At 52.7% G+C, this 20671-nt stretch carries 15 protein-coding genes; 10 read left to right on the forward strand and 5 right to left on the reverse strand.

What is annotated here, in order from left to right:
- The first annotated feature begins 223 nt into the window (after window positions 1-223).
- On the forward strand, window positions 224-1069 hold the full coding sequence (locus LBW89_RS07465; RefSeq protein WP_225038875.1) for a hypothetical protein: 846 nt from the start codon (window positions 224-226) through the stop codon (window positions 1067-1069).
- Window positions 1070-2009: 940 nt separating this feature from the next.
- On the opposite strand, the gene LBW89_RS07470 is transcribed toward LBW89_RS07465, so the two are convergent.
- Both LBW89_RS07470 and LBW89_RS07475 read right to left on the reverse strand, forming a co-directional pair.
- A complete protein-coding gene (locus LBW89_RS07470; protein WP_225038876.1) occupies window positions 2010-3785 on the reverse strand; it encodes an ABC transporter ATP-binding protein in 1776 nt (591 codons plus the stop codon).
- Window positions 3772-5547: an ABC transporter ATP-binding protein gene (locus LBW89_RS07475; protein ID WP_213507939.1), complete on the reverse strand. Its 1776-nt coding sequence runs from the start codon at window positions 5545-5547 to the stop codon at window positions 3772-3774. The genes LBW89_RS07470 and LBW89_RS07475 overlap by 14 nt, the downstream gene beginning before the upstream one ends.
- Window positions 5548-5840: 293 nt before the next feature.
- On the opposite strand from LBW89_RS07475, the gene LBW89_RS27685 reads away from it, so the two are divergent.
- From LBW89_RS27685 to LBW89_RS07490, 4 genes are all read left to right on the forward strand, one after another.
- The gene (locus tag LBW89_RS27685) at window positions 5841-6902 is read left to right on the forward strand and encodes a hypothetical protein (protein WP_318249344.1); all 1062 of its coding nucleotides are present in this window, start codon (window positions 5841-5843) and stop codon (window positions 6900-6902) included.
- Window positions 6809-8998, forward strand: a complete 2190-nt coding sequence (locus LBW89_RS07480; protein WP_318249345.1) for an ATP-binding protein — start codon at window positions 6809-6811, stop codon at window positions 8996-8998. The genes LBW89_RS27685 and LBW89_RS07480 overlap by 94 nt, the downstream gene beginning before the upstream one ends.
- A 64-nt stretch (window positions 8999-9062) precedes the next feature.
- Entirely contained in the window at window positions 9063-11015 is a 1953-nt protein-coding gene (locus LBW89_RS07485) for an elongation factor G (protein ID WP_225038877.1), read from the forward strand.
- Between the two features lie 50 nt (window positions 11016-11065).
- On the forward strand, window positions 11066-12223 hold the full coding sequence (locus tag LBW89_RS07490; RefSeq protein WP_225038878.1) for an SEC-C metal-binding domain-containing protein: 1158 nt from the start codon (window positions 11066-11068) through the stop codon (window positions 12221-12223).
- Window positions 12224-12815: 592 nt separating this feature from the next.
- Here LBW89_RS07490 and LBW89_RS07495 read toward each other — a convergent pair.
- Both LBW89_RS07495 and LBW89_RS07500 read right to left on the reverse strand, forming a co-directional pair.
- Window positions 12816-14099 (reverse strand): serine hydrolase domain-containing protein, encoded by a 1284-nt coding sequence (locus LBW89_RS07495; protein WP_148456618.1) that lies wholly within the window; start codon window positions 14097-14099, stop codon window positions 12816-12818.
- A gap of 51 nt (window positions 14100-14150) precedes the next feature.
- Complete coding sequence (locus tag LBW89_RS07500; RefSeq protein WP_148456620.1) at window positions 14151-14588, reverse strand: MarR family winged helix-turn-helix transcriptional regulator; 438 nt, start codon at window positions 14586-14588, stop codon at window positions 14151-14153.
- A gap of 176 nt (window positions 14589-14764) precedes the next feature.
- Here LBW89_RS07500 and LBW89_RS07505 point away from each other — a divergent pair, with 176 nt between their 5' ends.
- Both LBW89_RS07505 and LBW89_RS07510 read left to right on the forward strand, forming a co-directional pair.
- Window positions 14765-15454 carry a hypothetical protein gene (locus tag LBW89_RS07505; protein WP_148456622.1) on the forward strand — a complete coding sequence of 230 codons (690 nt, stop codon included), beginning with the start codon at window positions 14765-14767 and terminating at the stop codon, window positions 15452-15454.
- 176 nt (window positions 15455-15630) lie between these two features.
- A complete protein-coding gene (locus LBW89_RS07510) occupies window positions 15631-15933 on the forward strand; it encodes a hypothetical protein (protein WP_148456624.1) in 303 nt (100 codons plus the stop codon).
- Between the two features lie 426 nt (window positions 15934-16359).
- Here LBW89_RS07510 and LBW89_RS07515 read toward each other — a convergent pair whose 3' ends face one another.
- The gene (locus LBW89_RS07515) at window positions 16360-17412 is read right to left on the reverse strand and encodes a sugar phosphate isomerase/epimerase family protein (RefSeq protein WP_211373351.1); all 1053 of its coding nucleotides are present in this window, start codon (window positions 17410-17412) and stop codon (window positions 16360-16362) included.
- A 57-nt stretch (window positions 17413-17469) separates the two neighbouring features.
- Between LBW89_RS07515 and LBW89_RS07520 the strand changes: the two genes are divergently transcribed.
- The 3 genes from LBW89_RS07520 to LBW89_RS07530 all read left to right on the forward strand — a co-directional run bounded on the left by LBW89_RS07520 (window position 17470) and on the right by LBW89_RS07530 (window position 20332).
- Window positions 17470-18090, forward strand: a complete 621-nt coding sequence (locus tag LBW89_RS07520; RefSeq protein ID WP_225038879.1) for a TetR/AcrR family transcriptional regulator — start codon at window positions 17470-17472, stop codon at window positions 18088-18090.
- A 202-nt stretch (window positions 18091-18292) separates the two neighbouring features.
- Window positions 18293-19630, forward strand: a complete 1338-nt coding sequence (locus LBW89_RS07525) for a tetratricopeptide repeat protein (protein WP_148456628.1) — start codon at window positions 18293-18295, stop codon at window positions 19628-19630.
- 21 nt (window positions 19631-19651) lie between these two features.
- Window positions 19652-20332: a DUF1266 domain-containing protein gene (locus LBW89_RS07530; RefSeq protein ID WP_148456630.1), complete on the forward strand. Its 681-nt coding sequence runs from the start codon at window positions 19652-19654 to the stop codon at window positions 20330-20332.
- The last annotated feature ends 339 nt before the right edge of the window (window positions 20333-20671 follow it).

Below are 20671 nucleotides of genomic sequence, written 5' to 3' on the forward strand. Positions count from 1 at the left end.
GAGAGGGATGAGGGATAGAGAAGGATAAAGGATAATGAAGAATAAAGGATGAAGTGGAAAGGATGGAGAGAAGTGGATGAAGGAGGGATGGATGGAAGAAGACGAGATAGCGAGGGAATGACGGGTTTGTCGCCCCCGGTGTAGCTTGACCTCCGTTCGACTTTAATTGATATAATTAAAGGAAATCTCTCCATTACTAGAAAAGGGGAAGGTATAGGACGGAATGAACATGAAACCGGAGGAAGCGCGTCAACTTCATTATGACAACTGGATTCTGATGGAAGAAGACGAGAAAGTAAAATGGCTAAAATCGCTCGAAGGCTGGAACGGGCATGCTTTTCGCTTGACATCGGTCGAAACCTTTGAGCGTAATGGCAGAAAATGGAGTACCGGCGTATTCGATCTGAACGGCAGCGAGTTTATCTTCGTACCCGGCGGCCCGGTTACCCTGGGATGGGATCGATTGGATGAACACGACGCGGACTTGGGCATCGCCGCCGCGATTGAGGAAGAACTGGAGGTGGCCGGAGTTCCGCAGGAGGCCGAAGCGTATTTGCGGAGTGTTTTTTCACCGCGCCGGGAAGTGCGGATTTCTCCGATGCTGGTGGAACGAAACGTCGTTTTGATCGAGAGCGAGAACGACGGGCTGGTCAACTACTTTGAGGTGATCCAACGGTTCGAACGGTCGGGGTTCTCGCTTCCTGACGAGGAGGAGTGGGAGTATTTGTGCGGTGGAGGTACGCCCCGGATTTTCGGCGATCATATCGACCGGGAGCTATTGGCGGACATTTGCCGGGGAAAGCGATATTACTACACCGCGAACCTGGAGAAACCCAACGCCTTCGGATTGTACATCGCGTACGACCCCTACATTTGCGAACTCGTCGATTCGCCGATCCGCGCCAAAGGCGGGGATGGAGGGGGAGCGGCGCACGGGGGATACTATATTCTGGGCGTGCTGCCCTTGTCTCCCCATCACAGGGATGAATCCTTTGAAGAACTGATGATGTGCGACGAAGGCGATTTCGATTGCGATGTGTATGCTAGACGGATCGTCAGGTTGGGATAGGCGGTGAGTCCGTTGGAGAGTAGCGAGAGTAAGGGAGTAAAGTGAGGAACAAGGGTAAAAAGTAAATAGTAAATAGTAATAGTAAATAGTAAATAGTAAATAGTAAATAGCGTAACGAGGGCAGGTCAGGGGAATTAACGGGAAAAAGTCCCGCTAATTTGGGCGATTTGGCTTCGCATCCACAATTAGCTGGAAAACCTCCAGCTAATCCGCGCGACCAACGTTAAATTGGCGCTTTAGGCCGGAAATAGCGGGAGAAATTCCCGCTAAATTGCGCCACAGGGGGAGAACGAACATAATTAACGGGAGAAAATCCCGTTAATCATGATTGAGGTCCACTAAACTCTCCCTTTTCCGCACTCGAAGCCCGCCACCCCGATCCATTCCTTCCTTTAGCAGGCTGGAATTTGCGGGGATGAGGCGATGATTCCGCTGAACGGGCTGAACGGGCTGAAGCCGCCGAGCCAACTCAAGCAAGCTAGCTAGCTCAACAAACTCAACAAACTCAACAAACTCAACAAACCATTCCAATCACTCTAACCACCCCACCAAACCAATCAACCCAATCACTCCAACCACCCCACCAAACCAATCAACCCAAGCCGAAAAAGATGCTAAAATGCAGGAATTTTCAGCCAGTTTAACGAGCGAATGTGAAAAAGATGCAAATATGCAGGAATTTCAACGGATTTACGCCGGGGATGAGCTATTCGCGCCAAAAGCCTGCAGATTTGCAGGTATTTTTGATTTTCGGCCCAATCCGCGAAAAAAGCCTGCAGATTTGCAGGCTTTTTAAAGTTCGGGCCCCACGCACGCCTTTACCAAACGCTACGCGGTAAAGGCCAAGCGCCGAAAAGGCTGCCGCTTCAGGTCAGGTTCTCGTTAGAACCCGAATGAATCGGCAGCCTTTTGAAGTGGCGCGTCAGGCGCGCTGCTGGCTTTACGCTTCCATCTTCTGCGCCGTGTACAGCCGGTAGTAGAGGCCGCGGCGGGCGATGAGCTCGTCGTGCGAGCCGCTTTCCGCTATGCCTTTGTCCGAGACGTACATGATGCGGTCGCAGTTTTTGACCGTGGACAGCCGGTGCGCGATGATGAACGACGTGCGCCCTTTCAGCAGCTCGTTCAGGCCTTGCTGCAGCAGGCGCTCGGTCTTCGCGTCGATCGACGAGGTGGCTTCGTCCAGGATGAGGATCCGCGGGTCGGCCAACAGCGTGCGCGCAAACGAGATGAGCTGTCGCTGCCCCTGGGACAGCTTGGAGCCGCGCTCGTTGACTTCCGTCTGATAGCCCTGCTCGAACTCGCGGATGAACTCGTCGGCGCAGACCGTCTTCGCGGCGGCGATCACTTCCTCCTCGGTGGCGTCGAGCCGTCCGTAGCGGATATTGTCCATAATCGTGCCGGAGAAAATAAAGCTGTCCTGCAGCATGATCCCCATCTGGCTGCGGAGCGATTTCAGCGTCACCTGCGAGATATCGTGGCCGTCAACGAGAATTTGCCCGCCGGTCAGATTGTAGAACCGGGAGATCAGGTTGACGACCGTGGTCTTGCCCGCACCGGTCGGACCGACCAGGGCGATGCTTTCGCCGGCTTTGACGTCGAAGGACAGATGCTCCAGGATGTTGTGACCCGGATCGTAGGCGAAGGTGACGTCGTCGAATCGGACATGGCCTTTCACCGGCGGAAGTTCCTTCGCGTTCGGCACATCGCTGACGGTAACCGGTTCATCCAGCGTTTCGAAGATCCGCTCCAGATAGGCCACCGCGTTGATAAAGCTGTTGTACAGGTTCGACAGATTCAGGATCGGCTGCCAAAACCGGGCGGCATAGCTGCTCATGGCGAGAATGACGCCGAAGGTCGCTTCTCCCGGTCCCAGAGCGAGCAGACCGACCAGGAAGATCAGCGCGCTGACAATGGTAGCCAGGTTATCGACCGAAAAAGGAATCAGGGCGTTGAAACGCAGCGCCCGCATCCATTCTTTGCGGAAGTTGGCGGCGAGGCGGGTGAAGATGCCTTCATTTCGCTTTTCCCGGGAAAAGATCTGCGTCACGCCGATCCCGCTGATGCTCTCCTGCAGATACGCGTTCAGGTTCGAGCTCTTGTTGGATACCGCCTGCCATGCCCGGCGCTGCCGGGTTTTGATCATCAGCATGATGCCGAGGAAGACGGGCAACCCCGCCAGCGTAATGAGCGAGAGCCGGACATCGACGGCGAACATGAACGCCGCGATGAAAATCAGGTTCAACATTTCCAGAATAAAGTTGATGATCCCGTTGGACAGCACGTCCGAGACCGAGTTGACATAGTTGACGACCCGGATCAGAATTTTGCCCTGCGGGCGGTCATCGTAATACTTGAAAGGAAGCTGCTGCAAATGCTTGAACAGATCGCTCCGGATTTCAAAAATAATGTCCTGTCCCACGCGGGTCATGATCCGCGAGCGGATCGTCGCCAGGACGACGCTGACGACGATCGTTGCCAGCATCAGCGCGGACCAGCCGAACAAGGGACCGACCGCTTTTTCGGGAATTGTCACGTCGACGACATGCTGCAGGATGAGCGGCGCCGACAGCGCGATGGCCGCGGACAAGGCGCTCAGTAAGAACGCGACGATCATCGGTTTCTTCTGCCGCCTGATGTAGATCATGGCCCGACGGAAGTGCTTGATGTCAAAAGGGGACTCCAGGTTTTCGTCGATATCGAACCTATTCCTTGCCATGGGCGCTCACCTGCCTTCCGATACCTTCGTTCTGCAGCATAAATACTTCGTAATAGTAGCCCCGCTTCGCCAGGAGTTCGGCGTGGGTGCCTTCCTCGATCAGACGGCCGCCGTCCAGGATAAGGATGCGGTCGGCCTGCGCGGTGGTGGACACGCGCTGCGCGATAATGATCTTCGTGCAGGGATGGTCCAGTTCGCGCAGGCTTTGCTGGATGTGTTCCTCGGTTTCGAGATCGACCGCGGAGGTCGTGTCATCCAGGATGAGGATCGGCCGGCGCACCGCCATGGCGCGGGCCAGCGCGATGCGCTGCTTCTGCCCGCCCGACAGGCCGACGCCGCGCTCCCCGACGATCGTGTCATAGCCTTCGGGCATTCGCGTAATAAAGTCATGCGCGGCGGCCAGCCGGGCGTATTTCACCGTGTCCTCCTCCGGCAGATCGGGATCGCCGAAAGCGATGTTTCCGTCGATGGTGTCGGAGAACAGGAGCACGTCCTGCGTCGCCACGCCGATGTTGCCGCGCAGCTCGTCGAGTTCCAGCTTGCGTACGTCCGTACCGTCGACCAGGACACGGCCTTCGGAGACGTCGTAGAAACGCGGGATCAGGTTGATGAGCGTCGTTTTGCCCGATCCCGTCGAGCCCATGATGGCAACGGTTTCACCCGGCTCAACTGTAAAGCTCACATCATCCAGAACCTTCACGTTATCGTATTTGAAGCTGACGTGATCGAACTCGATGCGGCCGTCATAACGCCGTTTATCGATGGCGTTGTGCTCGTTCACGATGTGCGGCCGGGCATAATAGACATCCACAATCTTGCTTAGGCTGGCGAAAAACCGCTGAATATCATTGATGATAATGCCGATGTTGCGCATCGGGTTGGATACGGCCCAAATCAGCGACGAAAAGGCCGCAAACTCGCCGAAAGTGATCCGGCCGTTCATGACGAACAGGCCGCCGACGAGCATAAGGATGACGTTAAACGCTTGTGCAAACGACTCCAGATATGGAAAGTAGTCCAGCCAGACGAGGGCGGCCGCCTTGTTCGCCTTGGCGTAGTTGACGTTCTTCTCGGTGAACTTCTCCACTTCGTAATCCTCGCGGGCGAACGCTTTGACCACCCGGTTGCCGGCGATATTCTCCTGCGTGATCGTGTTCAGTTGGGAGAGCCGTTCGCGCAGATCCACATACATAGGACGAACGCGCTTGGCGAATATGTAGGCTACGATAAAAATCGGCGGCGAAAGAATCAGCAGCCAAAGGGTCAACTCCACATCGATGGAGAAAAAATAAACGACGGCCGCGATAAAGATCGTCAGCGATTCGATAATCGTCTTGATAATCCACGCCATCGAGTGACGCACCATGTCCAGATCGCCTGTCATCTTGGTCATGAGATCGCCGGTCCGGTTGCGGTCGTAGTACTCCATGTCTTGACCCTGAATTTTGTTGTACAAAAAAATACGGATGCGGTACAGCATATTTTGCGAGGCTTGCTCGTACTGCATCGTCGTCAGATAGGCTAAACCTGTGCGCAGCAGAGTGAAGCCGATCATGCCTAGGCATAGCATAATCAGAAGCCCGCGCTCCTGCGTCAGGTTCTGCATCGCATGTTCACCGGAAATGAACGTATCCACGATGCGCTGGCTGATATACGGATTGACGATCGTGAGCGACGACCCCACGACCGAGAGGATGAGAGCCAGAACATACCGCGAACGGTCTCCCTCCAGGTTCTGCCACAGCCATTTCAGCTCGAACATGTAATCACCTGTTTCTGTGTGTTCTCACACGGTTGTTGAAACGCCTTACAAATTTATCGGCTTAGCGAATCAACGTGATTATAGCACAATTGCCGACGCATAAACTTGTCGTTTTTTACTGTGATTTTGTACAGAATTAACATTGCCGCGAGGCGTATCCGGGATTGTTTTTTTATAGTAGAAATTGAATTCTTGCAGAGGCTTGGGCTATACTTTTCATAGTTTGAAATAAGAATATTTTGGCAGATTCGAACTGACGGCGAGATCATTTAGGAAATAAGGAGTCCGAACATTTGTTAAGGAAAAAAAGAAAAGAGAGATCTACCTGGAGAATCGTCGCCCTGCTGGCGCTGTTTCTGTTGCTGCTGGCGGGTTTTCGCATGCTCTGGATCGATGGGTTTTACCATGGGGATCATCTTCGGGCCGTCGGCGGCCGGATGGACTTGCGGGGCTGGGGGACGAATGAAAAAACGCCGGTGGTCACCCTGGACGGGGAATGGGAGTTTTATCCGTATGATTGGCTGATCGGGCCGCGGGCGCAGGACGGGCCGCGAGCCCCGGCCTTGATCCAGGTCCCCGAAGGCTGGGACGACCATCTGAAGCCGGGGGAGAGCACCCCTTACGGCTACGGCACTTATCGGCTGCGCATTCTTGTCGAACCGGGGAGCTCCCGGCAGTACAGTTTACGGATTACGAGTGTCCGCAGTTCCTCCGCGATTTACGTAAACGGGCAGCTGCTTCATAAGTCGGGTGAGCCTGCGGAAAGCGGGCGCGATTACACCGCGGGAAATATGCCGCAGACCGTTTCCTTTCAAGCCAATAGCCGGGGGGAAATGGACGTCGTTATACAGGCGGCGAATTATAAAGATCCGCGGGAAGGCGGCATCGTTCGTTCGGTGAAATTCGGACTGAAGGAGGCCGTCGAACGCGAAACCCAGATATCCGTCGCCATGCAGCAATTGGTGGCCGTCGTATTTTTGATGCATGCGGGGTACGCCTTTATTATGTTCCTGGTGGGCAACCGGGATCGGCGGCTGCTCGCTTTCTCCGTCCTCTGCGTCAGCGCCATGATGATGTACCTGTTGGGAAGCGACGAGAAATTGTTCAGCTACTGGTTTACGATGGATTACGATTGGAGCTTTAAACTGGTACATATGTCCATGGTCTTTATCGCTTACTCCAGATCCGCTGCGTCAAAGATCAGGTCCCCCGGTTCTGGAGCAAGCTGTCGCCGGGGTACGCCGCGCTTTGCGGGGCCGGCTTGCTGCTCGCGGTTTTCCGGCCTGTCCGGGAAATCGTTCTGGCTCAGCCTTTGTACGGACTTCTATTGGGCGTATCTTTATTTATCACGATAGGTTCCATGATCCGGACGTCCCTAAGAGAGCCTAAAAACCAGCTGCTGCTGCTTCTGTCCGTAACGGCCTTCGCCAGCAATCTGATTTGGTGGGGCATTCAATTGTCCCTGGGGATCAAGACGGTCTTCTACCCGTTCGATCTTATCTTTTGCATGGCCTGCTTGGTCGCCGTTTGGTTTAAAAACTACTTCCAGGTCCATGCCGATACGAAAAAAATGGCGGCAAAGTTGCAGCGGGCGGACAAGCTGAAGGACGAGTTCCTCGCCAATACGTCGCATGAGCTGCGCAATCCGCTGCACAGTATGCTTAACCTATCGCAAGCGGTTCTGGAGCGGGAGAAACCAACGCTGCATCCGCAGAGCGCCAAGGAGCTGGAAACCGTCATGAACGTGGGGCGGCGCATGTCGCTCTTGCTGAACGACCTGCTGGACACGATGAGCTTGCGGGAAAATGCGCTGCGCCTTCAGCCTCGGCCTTTTGCCGTGCAGAGCGTTTCGACGGGGGTCCTAGATATGCTCCGTTACATGGCGGAAGGCAGGGGAGTGAAGCTGATCGACGAGATCCCGGAACATTTGCCGCAGGTTTTCGCCGATGAGAACCGGGTGATTCAAATGATGTTCAATCTGCTGCATAACGCGTTAAAGTTCACGCCGGAAGGGGAAATTTCGGTCCGGGGATATGTGAAGGAAGACAAGGTGCATATCGCCGTCAAGGATACGGGGATCGGCATGGACGGCGACACGCTGCGGCGCGTGTTCGAGCCTTACGAACAGGCCGACTCCGGCAGGATGCTCACGGAGGGCGGGTTCGGGCTCGGGCTTGGCATCAGCAAACGTTTGGCGGAGCTGCAGGGCGGGACCCTGCGGGTGGAGTCTTCGCCCGGTCAAGGCTCGGAGTTCGTATTTACTCTACCGCTGGCCAAGACGAAGGCGGAAGAAACGGCGCCTTTGAGATCGCTTGGGCCGCTTCAGAAAGCGGAAACGGCCGCGGCCAGCGCCGAGACTTCTAGCGCCGAGGCTTCGAGCCCCAAGGCGCTTACGCCTGCTAGGGCTTTTGCGGTAACGCCGCCGGGGCCGGTTCCGGAGGGGGACCGCTCGCGGATTTTGGTCGTGGACGACGACCCGGTGAATCTGGATGTTATCCAGGCGATCCTGGACGCGGAAGATTACTCCATTACGACGGTTACAAGCGGGGAAAAGGCCTTGAAGGCGCTCGATTCCCGGGAGTGGGATCTGGTGCTCTCGGACGTGATGATGCCGCGCATGTCCGGATATGAGCTGGCCCGGCGAATCCGCGAACGTTTTTCCGTTACGGAGCTGCCCGTGCTTCTGCTGACCGCAAGAAGCCAGCCCGAGGACATTGAGCAGGGATTTTTGGCGGGGGCGAACGATTACGTCACCAAGCCGGTGGATGCGAAGGAACTCAGGTCCCGTGTCCGGGCGTTAACGGAGACCAAACGATCGCTCCGCGAGCGGCTTCGAATCGAGGCGGCCTGGCTTCAAGCGCAAATTCAGCCGCATTTTTTGTTCAACGCGCTGAATTCGGTTTTGGCCCTGAGCGAGACGGAACCGGATCGGATGCGGGATCTTCTGGAAGTGTTCGGAGAGTTTCTGCGGGACAAGTTCAGACTGCAGAATAAGGATGAAGCCGCCCCTTTGGAGCAAGAGTTGAGCATCGTCCGGTCTTATTTGTACATCGAGCAGGTCCGCTTTGGCGACAGATTGTGCGTGGAGTGGGACGTGGATGAGACTTGCCGGGACCTGGAAATCCCGATGCTCACGATTCAGCCTCTGGCGGAGAACGCGATCCGGCACGGGATCACGATTCGTTCCCGCGGCGGGAAGATCACCGTTCGGGTTAAAGACCGGGGGGACTACGCCGAAGTTCTGGTCGAAGATGACGGTGTTGGCATGGAAGAGGAAGTATGGCGGCGGGTGCTGGACAGCGGGACGGACAGCCGGACCGGCGTGGGGCTATGGAATACGCATCTCCGTTTAAAACGGCATTATGGGCGGGGGCTGCAGATTCACAGTGTCCCCGGTCAGGGAACATCGGTGTCTTTTAGAATCCACAAGGAAAACGGCCGCGAAAAATAGCAAAAATCAGCATTTGCGTCCCTGTGTTATAATATGAGTCGAACGTTTATTTCCGGAGGCAACCATGAATAAGACCATTGGGATACTGGCGCATGTGGACGCCGGGAAGACGACCTTCTCGGAGCAGCTGCTCTATTATACGAAAAGCATCAAAAGCCGCGGCCGGGTCGATCATCGGGACGCGTTTCTGGACAGCCATCAGATCGAGCGGCAGCGGGGGATTACGGTATTTGCCGATCAGGGCCGCTTCGCCTGCGGGGATTCCGTCTACTACCTGATCGACACGCCCGGGCACATGGACTTCTCTCCCGAGACGGAGCGGGCGATCCAGGCGATGGATTATGCGATTATTCTGGTCAGCGCCGTGGAAGGCATCGAGGGGCAGACGGAAACCGTATGGGAACTGTTGAAGAAGCACGAAATTCCCTGTTTCTTCTTCATCAACAAAACGGATCGGATCGGTGCGGACGCGGCCCGTGTGGCCGAGGAGCTTCGCCGGGAATTCGGGGCCGAGCTATGCGAGCTGCCGGGCCACCTGGCGGATGACGGCGGGATGAGCGATGCCCTGGTTGATTTTATCGCCGAGCGGGACGAATCCCTGCTGGAATATTATTTGGAGCACGGTTACGCCCCGGACCGGTGGATGAAGGTAATGCGTTCTTTGTTTAAAGAGCGCCGGATCTTCCCGTATGCGTACGGTTCCGCCTTGCAGGGAAGCGGGATCGAGGAATTCCTCCGCATGCTGGAGCGGTTGACGGTGACGGACTATACTAGGGAGGGCCCGTTTGCCGGGCGAGTTTACCGGATTCGCCATGACGAACAAGGAACGCGCGTTACTTTCATTAAAGCGTTGAACGGGACGCTAAAAGTAAGGGACACCCTGGAATACGGGGACGCGCAGAACCCGGTGACCGAAAAAATCACCCAAATCCGGTTGTACAACGGAAGCGAGTATAAGACGGTCGACCAGGTAGAGGCGGGCGAGCTGTTTGCCGTGACCGGCTTGAGCCGGGCCCAGGTCGGGGATGGCGCGGGAGCGCTGCGGGAAAAGGCGAAATATGAAACGGCCCCCGCGTTAAGGTCCAAGGTCATCTTTGAACCGAAAGTTCATGTCAAGGAAGCGCTGGCCTATTTTAACCTGCTGAATGCGGAAGATCCTTCCCTGAATGTGGTTTGGGAGGACAAACTCCAGCAAATTCATATTCATGTTATGGGCCGGATTCAGCTTGAAGTATTGGAACAGCTCGTTTACGAGCGTTTCAAGTTAAAAGTGGCCTTTGACCAACCGGAAATTTTATATAAAGAAACGATCGACAACGAAGTCGTCGGCCGCGGCCACTTCGAACCGCTGGGGCATTACGCCGAGGTTCACCTGCGCCTGCAGCCGGGCGAACGCAACTCGGGGATTACCTTCGAGAATGCCTGCCATGCCGACGATTTATCCGTGGGCCATCAGAATCTGATTCGGCACCATTTGTTTGAGCGGGATCATCACGGTTTGCTGACCGGTTCGCCGCTGACGGACATCAAAATCACCCTGCTGACGGGGAGAGCCCACAACAAACATACGTCGGGCGGCGATTTTCGGGAAGCCGCGTTCAGAGCATTGCGCCAGGGTCTGGAAAAGGCGGATAACCTCCTCCTCGAGCCGTATTACCACTTCAAAATCAAAGTGGACACGGATCACATCGGACGGGTGATCTCCGATATCAGCCAGGCCAACGGGCGGTTCGAGGCGCCGGTGGCGGAGGGGGACCTGACGGTATTAACCGGCACGGTGCCTGTAGCGACGTTTATGGACTACGGGAGCCAGCTGGCCTCTTTTACCCAAGGAAAAGGGAAGTTAAGTCTGACGCTTGCGGGATACGATCGCTGTCATAATGAACGGGAAGTGATGGAGCGGATCGGCTACGATAAGGATGCGGACCCGGAGTATACGTCTTCTTCCATCTTTTGCGCCAAGGGACAGGGCTATACGGTGGCCTGGGATGAGGCGGAAGCCAAAATGCACGCTTGACGCTTTATAATGCACGCTTTATTAATGAAGAAAAAGGAGTTTATAAGCTAATGGATTTCAATCAAGTCATGGAAGAAAACAATATCCGGCATGCGATCGTGGGGGAAGTGGAGACGTCCTTACGGGATATTTTGGGCGGACTCACCAAGACCCGGCTGGCCTCGCTGGCCAGAACCTACAGCATCCCCGGCAGATCCAAAATGAAGCAGAGCGAGCTGATCGAGGCGGTTCATGAAGCGCTGGTCGACTTAAACCGTCTGGAATCGACGCTCCTCCTGCTGGATGCCGAGGAATGGGAGCTTTTTGCCTCCGCGGTGGACCGCAAGTCCAAACAGGACAACTATGTGCCGTATGGATTTTACGCCTTCTTGCTGGATCGGGGTCTGTTATTTACCTACTTCCACGAGGGCGCGCTGCATTTGGTCATTCCGGAGGAAGTCCGGGCCGCCTACGCCCGGCTCAATACGCCGGAGTTCCGGGAAGCCCGCGGCAGAAGGGCGCTGGTTTATCAATATTTGCTGGCGTTGACCCATTTATACGGGGTTTTTCAGCCGGAGAAGCTGGTGGACATTTTCAACGGCCAAAATGCGGACGAGCTCACCCTGGAAGAGTTCCATGGTCACCTGGACGATATTCTCCAGAGAGAGCGGGAATTTGTGCTGCAGGACGGTTGGCTGGTTGACGCGGGCCTGGCGCAGAGCGGAGAAGAAGGCGAGCTGGAAGCTTTGCTGGAGCGAATCCAGGGCAAGCCGTATTATGTACCGGAGCAAGCGGAGCTGCTTCGTTATACGGATGACGGCTATTTCGAAATGACGCCGCAGCTCGAGGCATTGAAGAAGTTTGTGGTCGGCAGCATGGGGCTGGACGAAAAGATGGCCCATTACCTGGTGGACGACATCCAGCTGGCTTGTTCCATGGAAGCTCCGATGCAGGGGCTGATCTATGAGTTTGAACGCCGGGACCTGGTGTTCGACAATGAGGAGCAAGTGCGGCAGGTTGCTCAACTTTTGGTGGATGTGTCCAACCATACGCGACTCTGGTCCAACTGCGGACACACGCCGGCGGAGCTGGGAACCGGGAAGTCATCCACGATACCGACCGTGATGGGGAGAACGAGCAAAACGCCGATTCGCGTGGTCAAGGTCGGACGCAACGATCCTTGCCCATGCGGCAGCGGCAAGAAATATAAAAAATGCTGCGGCCAATAACCGATGATCTCGGACGGCCATAAGCTGGGGAGGCTTCACACCAGGCGCATGACATGTGCCGGGGTGTGGAGCTTTTTTTTGCTTATGCGGATACTTAGCCTGGCGATGGGGAGCTATCCCTGGCTGTTTTGACGCGTCGAGGGCCGTTTGGAATTCTAACGGACGCAGTAGCTGGCTGCTTAGGCGCGTCGAGGGCCGTTTGGAATTCTAACGGACGCAGTAGCTGGCTGCTTAGGCGCGTCGAGGGCCGTTTGGAATTCTAACGGACGCAGTAGCTGGCTGCTTAGGCGCATCGAGGGCTGTTTCGGAATTCTAACGGACGTAGTAGCTGGCTGCTTTGGTGCGTCGAGGGCCGTTTGGGATTCTAACGGACACAGTAGCTGCTATTTTGCGCATTCAGGGCGTTTTGGAATTCTAACGGACGCAATAGCTGCTATTTTGGAAAAACGGCCTGATTTCTGAAGCAAAAGTAGGGATTAGGCGCTATTATTTCCGTTAGAATTTTCAAAAGGCGGAAATGTACGAAATAGCGGCTATTATTTCCGTTAGCTCTCGGACTTGAGTGCTTGAGTGCATCAGTGGAGCAGCGCAGCTACGGCATCTTTCGAAACGGGACTTCAATTCCCTCGTCCACAAATATCATCCTCGCCACATCGATATAGCTCATCGTATTGCGGATCCAGTATACATGGGGCTCGACTTTGAGCAAACCGGCGGCCAGTTGGTCGGGAAAAGAAACAGTCGGACTGATTGATTCGATGTCAATTTGAATCGTAAAACTAGTTTGGTGTTCGTCCGCAAGCCGATAAGTTCCTTCAAGGTCATTCCATTCCTCGGCCGCGCCGGCAACAGACAGGACTTCGGGATGCTTGGGGGGAAGACCGGCGGCGCGTCGTTCGAACTCCTCCTGAGGGACGGCGGCGGAGTGACTCAACAGGTCCAGCAGTTGCAGCTCGTAGGCCGGGCTGACTTCCTCGTTGGTAAGCAGAACCGTTAGGTCGTCTCCGGACCATGAGCACAAGGCGTGGGCCGAATAGCCGGGCCATCCTCCGGAATGGCCGAAGGCCTCCTCCTGAATGATGAATCCGTATCCGTATCCGTGCCCCCGGCTTAATGGAGAAGCGGTGATCGCGCGGGATACAAGTTCATGGGAAACCAATTCCCCGCGAAGAAATCCCTGCATAAATCGGGCCACCTCCGCGGCGGTCGCATAAATTCCGCCATCTCCGTCATAATGGCCATACAGGCGATCGATCTGTTTGAACAACGGATCTTTCGTCACCGGGGTAAATTGGCGCTCCCGGTAATCGTACAATTTGCCGACGGCGATTTGTTCCGGGTCGGGCCTTGTGGTGGTATGCCGGAGTCCCAGCGGACCGGCGATGTTGTTGCGCAGACAGGCTTCATAAGAAAGTCTGCTTGTCCGCCCGAGGATTCGGGCGAGCAGAACATAGTTCGTATTGGTGTAAAGCCACCCTTCACCCGGGGTAAAATAAGGCTCCCAGTCGCCTTTCAAAATAGCCTCCACGTTGCCGAGCTCCGGATTGAAATATTCGGGTATCCCGGAGGAATGCGTCAGCAGGTGCTCGATCGTGACCCGGTCATAGGGAGCGCGGGCTTCGAACCAGCCGGTCAGCGGGTCCTCAAGCCGGATTGTGCCGCGATCGATGAGCTGCAGAATCATGGCGGCGGTGTACATTTTGGTTAAGGATGCGATGTAAAATAGCGTGCTTTCCGTGATCGGCCGGGTTTGTTCGAGATCGGCATAACCTATCGTCAGCTGCCTGCCTTCTTGCCCGCCGGTTTGCAGATACACCGCACCGTTGAATTTTAGTTGTTCCAATGGTTGACGGATAGAAAAAAGAGACGTTCGCATAGTTAATCCTCCTAATTATTTTAGACAACTAACATATTGGGGACGGGGAATTCAACGGAATTCCTCCTGGGCAATCTTCATTAATTTTGCCGTAATCCGCTCCAAATCCCCGAGTTCGGCCTGTGTCAGTTTGGCGTACAGTCGCTCGGCCACGGCGCGCTGGACCTGCTCCTGCTTGTCGAAGTACTCCAGTCCTTGCGGACCCAAGGTAATAAAAACTTCGCGCCGGTTATCCGGGTTGACGGAACGGTGAACGTATCCGTTCTTTTCCAATTTGGCGATCAGCTGGCTTACGGCGCTGGAGCTGATGTCCATCTCCAGGGCGAGCTCCCCCACCGTGATTTTTCCCGCAGCATAGACGATGTCCAGCAATACCGCCTGCTGTGTGGTGAGCTGACTGGCTAGAGCCTTCTTGTACTGCTTGAAGATCAGCCGGTTTATGGCATATTCGGCTTCATTGATTTGTTTAACGCGAGCGTACAGGTCCAAATGAACACCACCAATATGTTAGATGTCTAAAATATTAAAAGAACGCGGAAAAGTTGTCAATCCCGCGCAACCATGGAATCGGGAGATCGCCGGATTGCTGCGTGGTTTGAGTTGTAGTAGATTAGTCTATGCATCCATCCGAATGACCGCTTTTACCTAAAGGAAGGAAGATATAGATGAAACCGATCGTTTTAAACAGCCGATTAAATAAACAGCAATTATGGAGCGGATGCCTGCTGGCGTCGATAGCCCATGCGATCATGGTCGCCCATTACCCCGAATTTTCGTACGAACACTCCTGGGATGGAGATAACTACAGTGTTGTCGACGACTCGGGAGGAAGAGGGACGATTACGTTCAAAGAGAACTATTGTGTGGGGGCTTTTCGGAGCGAGCAAGACACGCGCCCGGATATGCCTACAGCGCTGGATTTCTTTGCGGGGGCGCCACGGGAAGTTGTGGAGTTGGCAAAAACCGAAACTTTGGAATATTTGCTGGATCAGCGTGAGGATGGTACGATTTCCCCGTCCATAACGACCGCTTTTTGGGGAGATCACGAGACGATGACTTCGGTGGATCATATCGTCGGACTCGTGCAATACGGCGGGTATTTGCTGGATCGTCAACTGATGGAGCCGGAAACCGCGATTGAATCGTGGCGGGATTATTATGATATGACTGCTGAGCAAGTAAACTTGCTGAAGTCGATATATGAGAGGAAAATTAGTAATCCTCACGGGAGCATCGTTTTGTCCCGCGGGGAGCTCGAAGTCATTGGAGCGGAAAGCCCCGAGGGTTGGAGGGAGAGCCGGACATCGTTTGAGGAGATGGGGATAGATTGGGAAGATGACAGTCTGGGAAAATAGGCCGTTTGCTGCCGAATTGAAGTTATAGTAAATTTGTGGGTATGATTAGGGATTATTTCTAAGGAGAAGAGAGATCTCCGAAATCTCTCAGCTTCGCCAAGGAAGTCGCCGAGCAAGCAGGCCACTCCTCGATGTTGGCGATTCCCGGGAAGAACCCAGTGGAGGTCACAAGTATTGTGTTTAATGAGAAAGTACGTGCGGTTTTGGGGGCTAGAGCCTTACTCGATGATAATGATCCTAGAATTACGCAAAAGTGGACAGAGTTAATTGATTTACTTAGTGAAGATGAAGGATTAACATTAGGTTTTTTGAAAGAATGTTCGAAAACGGAAATCTCATTTCTTAGTGAAGTATTTGAAGATGTAGCATACAACCTACAAAGTAAAAAATACATAGAGTTACTGTACCAACTAGATAGAAGGTATCCGGACTTAGAACTTAAGAGACACATTCAAATCGCTGAAGATTACATGGGTTAGTTTGTGCGGCATTCACGCCCACAGGTATCCAAATCGTATTTAGCCCACGGCGGTCAGGGTACCTAGTTAGCGCACACTCCAACCCTTCCAACTTCAAAAAGATGCAAATCTGCAGGTATTTAAGCCTGATCCCGGAGGGGATTCGCAAAAAAGATGCAAATCTGCAGGTATTTCTAGCGATTTTCTAGAAACGAGCCGGTTTCGTCGAAAATGCCTGCAGATTTGCAGGCATTTTGAAATTCTGGTTCCAAACAAGAAAAAAACATGCAGATTTGCAGGAATTTTATTCGTGAGCACGGGAAGCAACACAGTAAGGAGTACAATCTTCCAAGAAAAGGGATTTGAGAGAAGCCGTTCAACCGTTGCAATAGAGAGTTTGAAATATAATAAATTTGCCTCGGTATCATTATATTTCTGTGCTTCATTTTATTTAACGTTTTCTTGGTCACCAAACTTCTCCTGCATGTATTCTGCGCTAACCTGGAGGCTCTTAATCGGATCGTTATCTATCCAATTTTTATGAGTTTCTAAGATGACCCCTTCTACTCCGTTTTTGATAGCAATTGCCGAGAGTGTATCCAGATCCATATTTCCATATCCTAACTCCGTAGCGTTTTCTTTCAGTATTGGTGTCATATAAGGACCTGATTTGGTATAACCGCGGTCATTGATATGCCATAATTTCATTCGGCCACCCAGTTTTTCCATCAAGGCCGGAACATTAGCACCACCGTCGGCCATCCAGTAACTATCAAACTCGAAATTGACATAGGCAGGATCTGTTTCTTCAATGATGATGTCGTAAGCTGTTTTTTCGGAGGTTACCTTTTGCAGTTCAACATTATGATTATGATACAGAAGACGTATTCCTTCTTCCGATAGAGCTTTTCCAGCCTGATTCAGACGTTGGGCAAGTTCCTTCACATCATCCAGACTACTGTAATCAAATTTGTACATCCCAGTAATCACTACAGTATCTGTCCCAAAATTCTTCGCTTCATCGGCTATCGCTTTAGCATCGTTCTCAATGCTCCCCAGATTACTATGTATGCTTACGACCTTTAGTCCGCTTTCTTGAATCAACTTCGGCCAATCGAGCTTGCCGCCATTGCCAATAGGCATACCTGAGAATTTTGTCATTAATTTTACAAGCAAAGAAGATTTGTGAATCATAAAATCATTCAATTCGATAGCTTCATAACCTGCGTTTTTGATAGCAAGTAATGTCTGTAGAGCATTATCATAATTATTACTCATGGTTCCTATCATAATCTGTTGAACTGCGGTCGTAATATGTTCAGGGTCATTCTCATTATTGCTTCTTGCAGCATTGTTTTGTTCTGCGTGCTCCGTTTTGTGTGAATTCACTATTCTGTTAATTCGGACATTTTCTTTGATTTGATAGCCGGCAATAAGTACGATCACGAGACTCATACACACAATGATTACGGTTAATATTCTTTTTTTATTTTTTTTCACGTCCACCTCTCCTTTTCATTGACATATTTCACTAGCACTTTAAAATGATATCAACATATGTCTATTTTGCAACCGACAGATGCTTTCAAAATGTCGAAATACAATGGAGGAACTATGTCAGAAAAAAGTAATGTCAACCAGAGGGTTATGTTAACAAAACGCTTGATTCGCGAGGCTTTATTAAAAATGCTAAAGACAACAAAAATAAATAAAATATCCATACGAGAGTTATGCCAAGTCGCAGGAATTAATCGGACTACATTTTATAATCACTATGGAAGTCAATATGATGTATTAAATGAAATTGCTGACACGTACATACAAAGCACTTCATTTACCGTTATAAATGATATGGCGGCAGGCAAAAATATCGATGAATGTCTGACTCAGGTTCTGCAATATATAAAAGACAATCTTGAATTTGCAAAACTTGTATTAGATCTAGATAATTATGACCTACTCTCCCACATCAAAATCTCACTACCGCAGTTTGATCATATGGTCATTAAACACTTACCGGAAAACCTGGATTTGGAGGAAAAGAAGGCGATTGCTTCGTACGTTCAGTATGGAACAGTAAGACTTCTTAAAGAATGGATTCTCTCCGATTGCTTGAAGTCGCCGGAAGAAGAAGCACAGCTAATTTTAAAAATCGCCGGAAGAACAATCGGTGGCTGATAAATCGCACATTTCCGTGATTTTAGAGTTACTCGGGTAATGCGGTTAACGCGTCTCCGGCCGCCAATTAAGCCCTTCGCCCTGGATGAGTATGACAGCCTCCTATGTTATAATGAACATAGCTCCCGCATTCGCTGCCGGGGGTTTTTTATTGTGAAATCATGCTTGAAATTCAAGCGGTGAGAGGTGGAGTAACCGGGCAATGAGATACTGGTCGATATTGGGGATTGAGGCGACGGCGGATAAGTCCTTGATTAAAAAAGCGTACGCCAGGCAATTGAAGCTCCATCATCCGGAAGAGGATCCGCAAGGGTACCAGCAGCTTCGCGAAGCTTTCGAATGGGCGATGAAGCGGGCCGGCGATCCGGATCAGGCCGGGGCGAGTGTTGCGCGGGAAGCGGATGAATGGAACGAACCTATATATGAAGAAATCGCGGTTATGCGTCAAGAGGATTTTCAGGCAGAGGCGGACCTTCGTGTGCCGACCGGGACGAAGCCGCATCCGGTGCAGGTATTTTTTGAAAAGATGAGGAACCTTTACGACGACTTCCCCCGCCGGATCGATCCCGAGGCGTGGACCGCGCTCATGGCGGAAGATTTTATGTGGAATATGGAGTATCAGGACGTTCGGGTGAACGGTTTGATGCATTTTTTGGAGAGACATCGGCATATGCCGCGGGAAGTATGGACGGTTCTGGACCACTCTTTTCGGCTGCTGGAGTCCAAGGAAGCACTATATGAATCTTACGATGAGGAGGAGGTGGACTATATCCTGGAGCAAATCCGGGGAACCGCCGAATTGGGATACGAATGTTTTGCGGAAAAGGCCTTGGATTTCGATATCGAGCATTACCTGGATCTTAGGCAGGAAGCTCAGTCGGCCCTGAGAGAGGACGACCTGGAGGAGGCCGAAGCGGCATTGACCGAGGCGGCTGGGATGTTCCGGGAGGATCCCGACTTGTCATTGATGCGGGCAAAACTTTACCTGGGCACGGGACGGAAACCTGAGGCGATGGGGTGCCTGGAACGGGTCCTTGACCTGAGACCCCGGGATCGGGAAGCCCGGCAGCTGTACGCCCAAGGGTTGTTTGAGGAAGGGCGGTATGAGGACGTTATCCGGCAATGCGAGTCGGCTCGGGAACACTACACCCCGGATCAGGATCTCCTCGCCTTGTCGGCCGAGGCGAAGCTGAAGCTGGGGCAAGTTCAGAGCATTTGGGAGGAGTACGCGGAGGCGCGGCCGACATGGGAAGAATTCTATCACTTCCGGTACAATGTGATGCTGATCATGCTCCGGAATTCCCGCCTCTACCCCCAGGAGCATAATCCCAATTATGCCGAGCTGAAAAAGATGGCGCAAAAAGCCCGCCGCTGGACTTACGTCCTGATCATGTTCCGTCTAAGCTGGCTGTATTTGTTTCTGTTTGCGCTGGTCTATTTTGTATTCCACCTGCCGCCGGTGTCACTCTGGGTGCTGCCGGTCATTCTGGGCGGATGCGCCTGGAAAACCTGGAGAGCCGCCAGATTGTCTTTTACATAAGGAAGAAGGGGGGATTCAACGATGTCGCATCAATACAGCAAGCGGCAGCGGAAACGGCTGGAGTTGTATTTTCGCTGTCTCACGGCAAGCTGCTTAAAAGGCACGCTGCAAAACTATTACGTGGCGTACGAGTTTGGCCTGATGGAACGGCTGGTTCGCAAGAGCGTCATTCGCGACGTCCTTAAAACATGGAGCATCCAGGATGCCGAAAGTTTAAAGCGGAAAATCCGCTGGCTATTGGATGACGGGGACCGTGAGGAGTACCTCGTTCGACACCGGTATCTCACGGCCCTCACGGGTGACGCGCGCAGCCGGTATCTCGAGACGATCCAGAGGGAGCAGGGCGAGAAGGAATATGCCAAATGGGACGTTGTGAACAAATGCCTGCATCAACTGCCTTCCGGCGATGTCAGTGCTTATGGCGGGGCCTGGGCCGTTATGCTTAGCCGGGTGGGCGTTTCCAAAGGTTTTTTGAGCAAGGAAGAAGCTTGGGAAATCAAGCTGGAAGCCGCAACCCTGCTGCAGAACAAATATAACAGCTGGAAGGAGTTCTACTGCGCCTATTTATGCGGTAGCCATTATTTTGATGACAAACCGGGGATCACCAAGTATTTGAAAATTTCGGCGATGTACGATCTGCTGGCGGAAGGAACACTGCTGTACCGGAAACTAGATTGGAAGGAAAAGCTTCTGCCCGAGTAATTTGGTGAGGATGGGGTGCTCTGTCGGTTTAGAAGAGAAATTGGTTGCCGCGGCCGGATCCCTCTTTATGATGCGGGCTGGTCAATAGTGATGGATAACGGTCATTTGAGGCGTTATTTTGTCGAAATTGTCCCTTCGGTGAGAAATAGCGGTCATTTGGGGCCCTATTTTAGGGAAAAACGGGCCGAAACCTGTTTTTTGGACCCGCATCACAGCAATCTTGCAAAAAAAATGACATAACAAGTAAGAAGAATAATTTACAAAAAAAGGAGACCCCAGTTATCGTAGAATTGTACAGATACATACGAAAGGAGGTCTCCTTGAATACAAAGATACCTA

The organism is Paenibacillus sp. alder61 (assembly GCF_020179875.1).
GTDB classification, from domain to species: Bacteria; Bacillota; Bacilli; order Paenibacillales; family Paenibacillaceae; genus Fontibacillus; species Fontibacillus faecis.

Bases quoted from the DNA above. Each gene is read 5' to 3' on its own strand.
- LBW89_RS07465 (WP_225038875.1), top strand. From the start codon at position 224: ATGAACATGAAACCGGAGGAAGCGCGTCAACTTCATTATGACAACTGG.
- LBW89_RS07470 (WP_225038876.1), bottom strand. From the start codon at position 3,785: ATGGCAAGGAATAGGTTCGATATCGACGAAAACCTGGAGTCCCCTTTT.
- LBW89_RS07475 (WP_213507939.1), bottom strand. From the start codon at position 5,547: ATGTTCGAGCTGAAATGGCTGTGGCAGAACCTGGAGGGAGACCGTTCG.
- LBW89_RS07485 (WP_225038877.1), top strand. From the start codon at position 9,063: ATGAATAAGACCATTGGGATACTGGCGCATGTGGACGCCGGGAAGACG.
- LBW89_RS07490 (WP_225038878.1), top strand. From the start codon at position 11,066: ATGGATTTCAATCAAGTCATGGAAGAAAACAATATCCGGCATGCGATC.
- LBW89_RS07495 (WP_148456618.1), bottom strand. From the start codon at position 14,099: ATGCGAACGTCTCTTTTTTCTATCCGTCAACCATTGGAACAACTAAAA.
- LBW89_RS07505 (WP_148456622.1), top strand. From the start codon at position 14,765: ATGAAACCGATCGTTTTAAACAGCCGATTAAATAAACAGCAATTATGG.
- LBW89_RS07520 (WP_225038879.1), top strand. From the start codon at position 17,470: ATGTCTATTTTGCAACCGACAGATGCTTTCAAAATGTCGAAATACAAT.
- LBW89_RS07525 (WP_148456628.1), top strand. From the start codon at position 18,293: ATGAGATACTGGTCGATATTGGGGATTGAGGCGACGGCGGATAAGTCC.
- LBW89_RS07530 (WP_148456630.1), top strand. From the start codon at position 19,652: ATGTCGCATCAATACAGCAAGCGGCAGCGGAAACGGCTGGAGTTGTAT.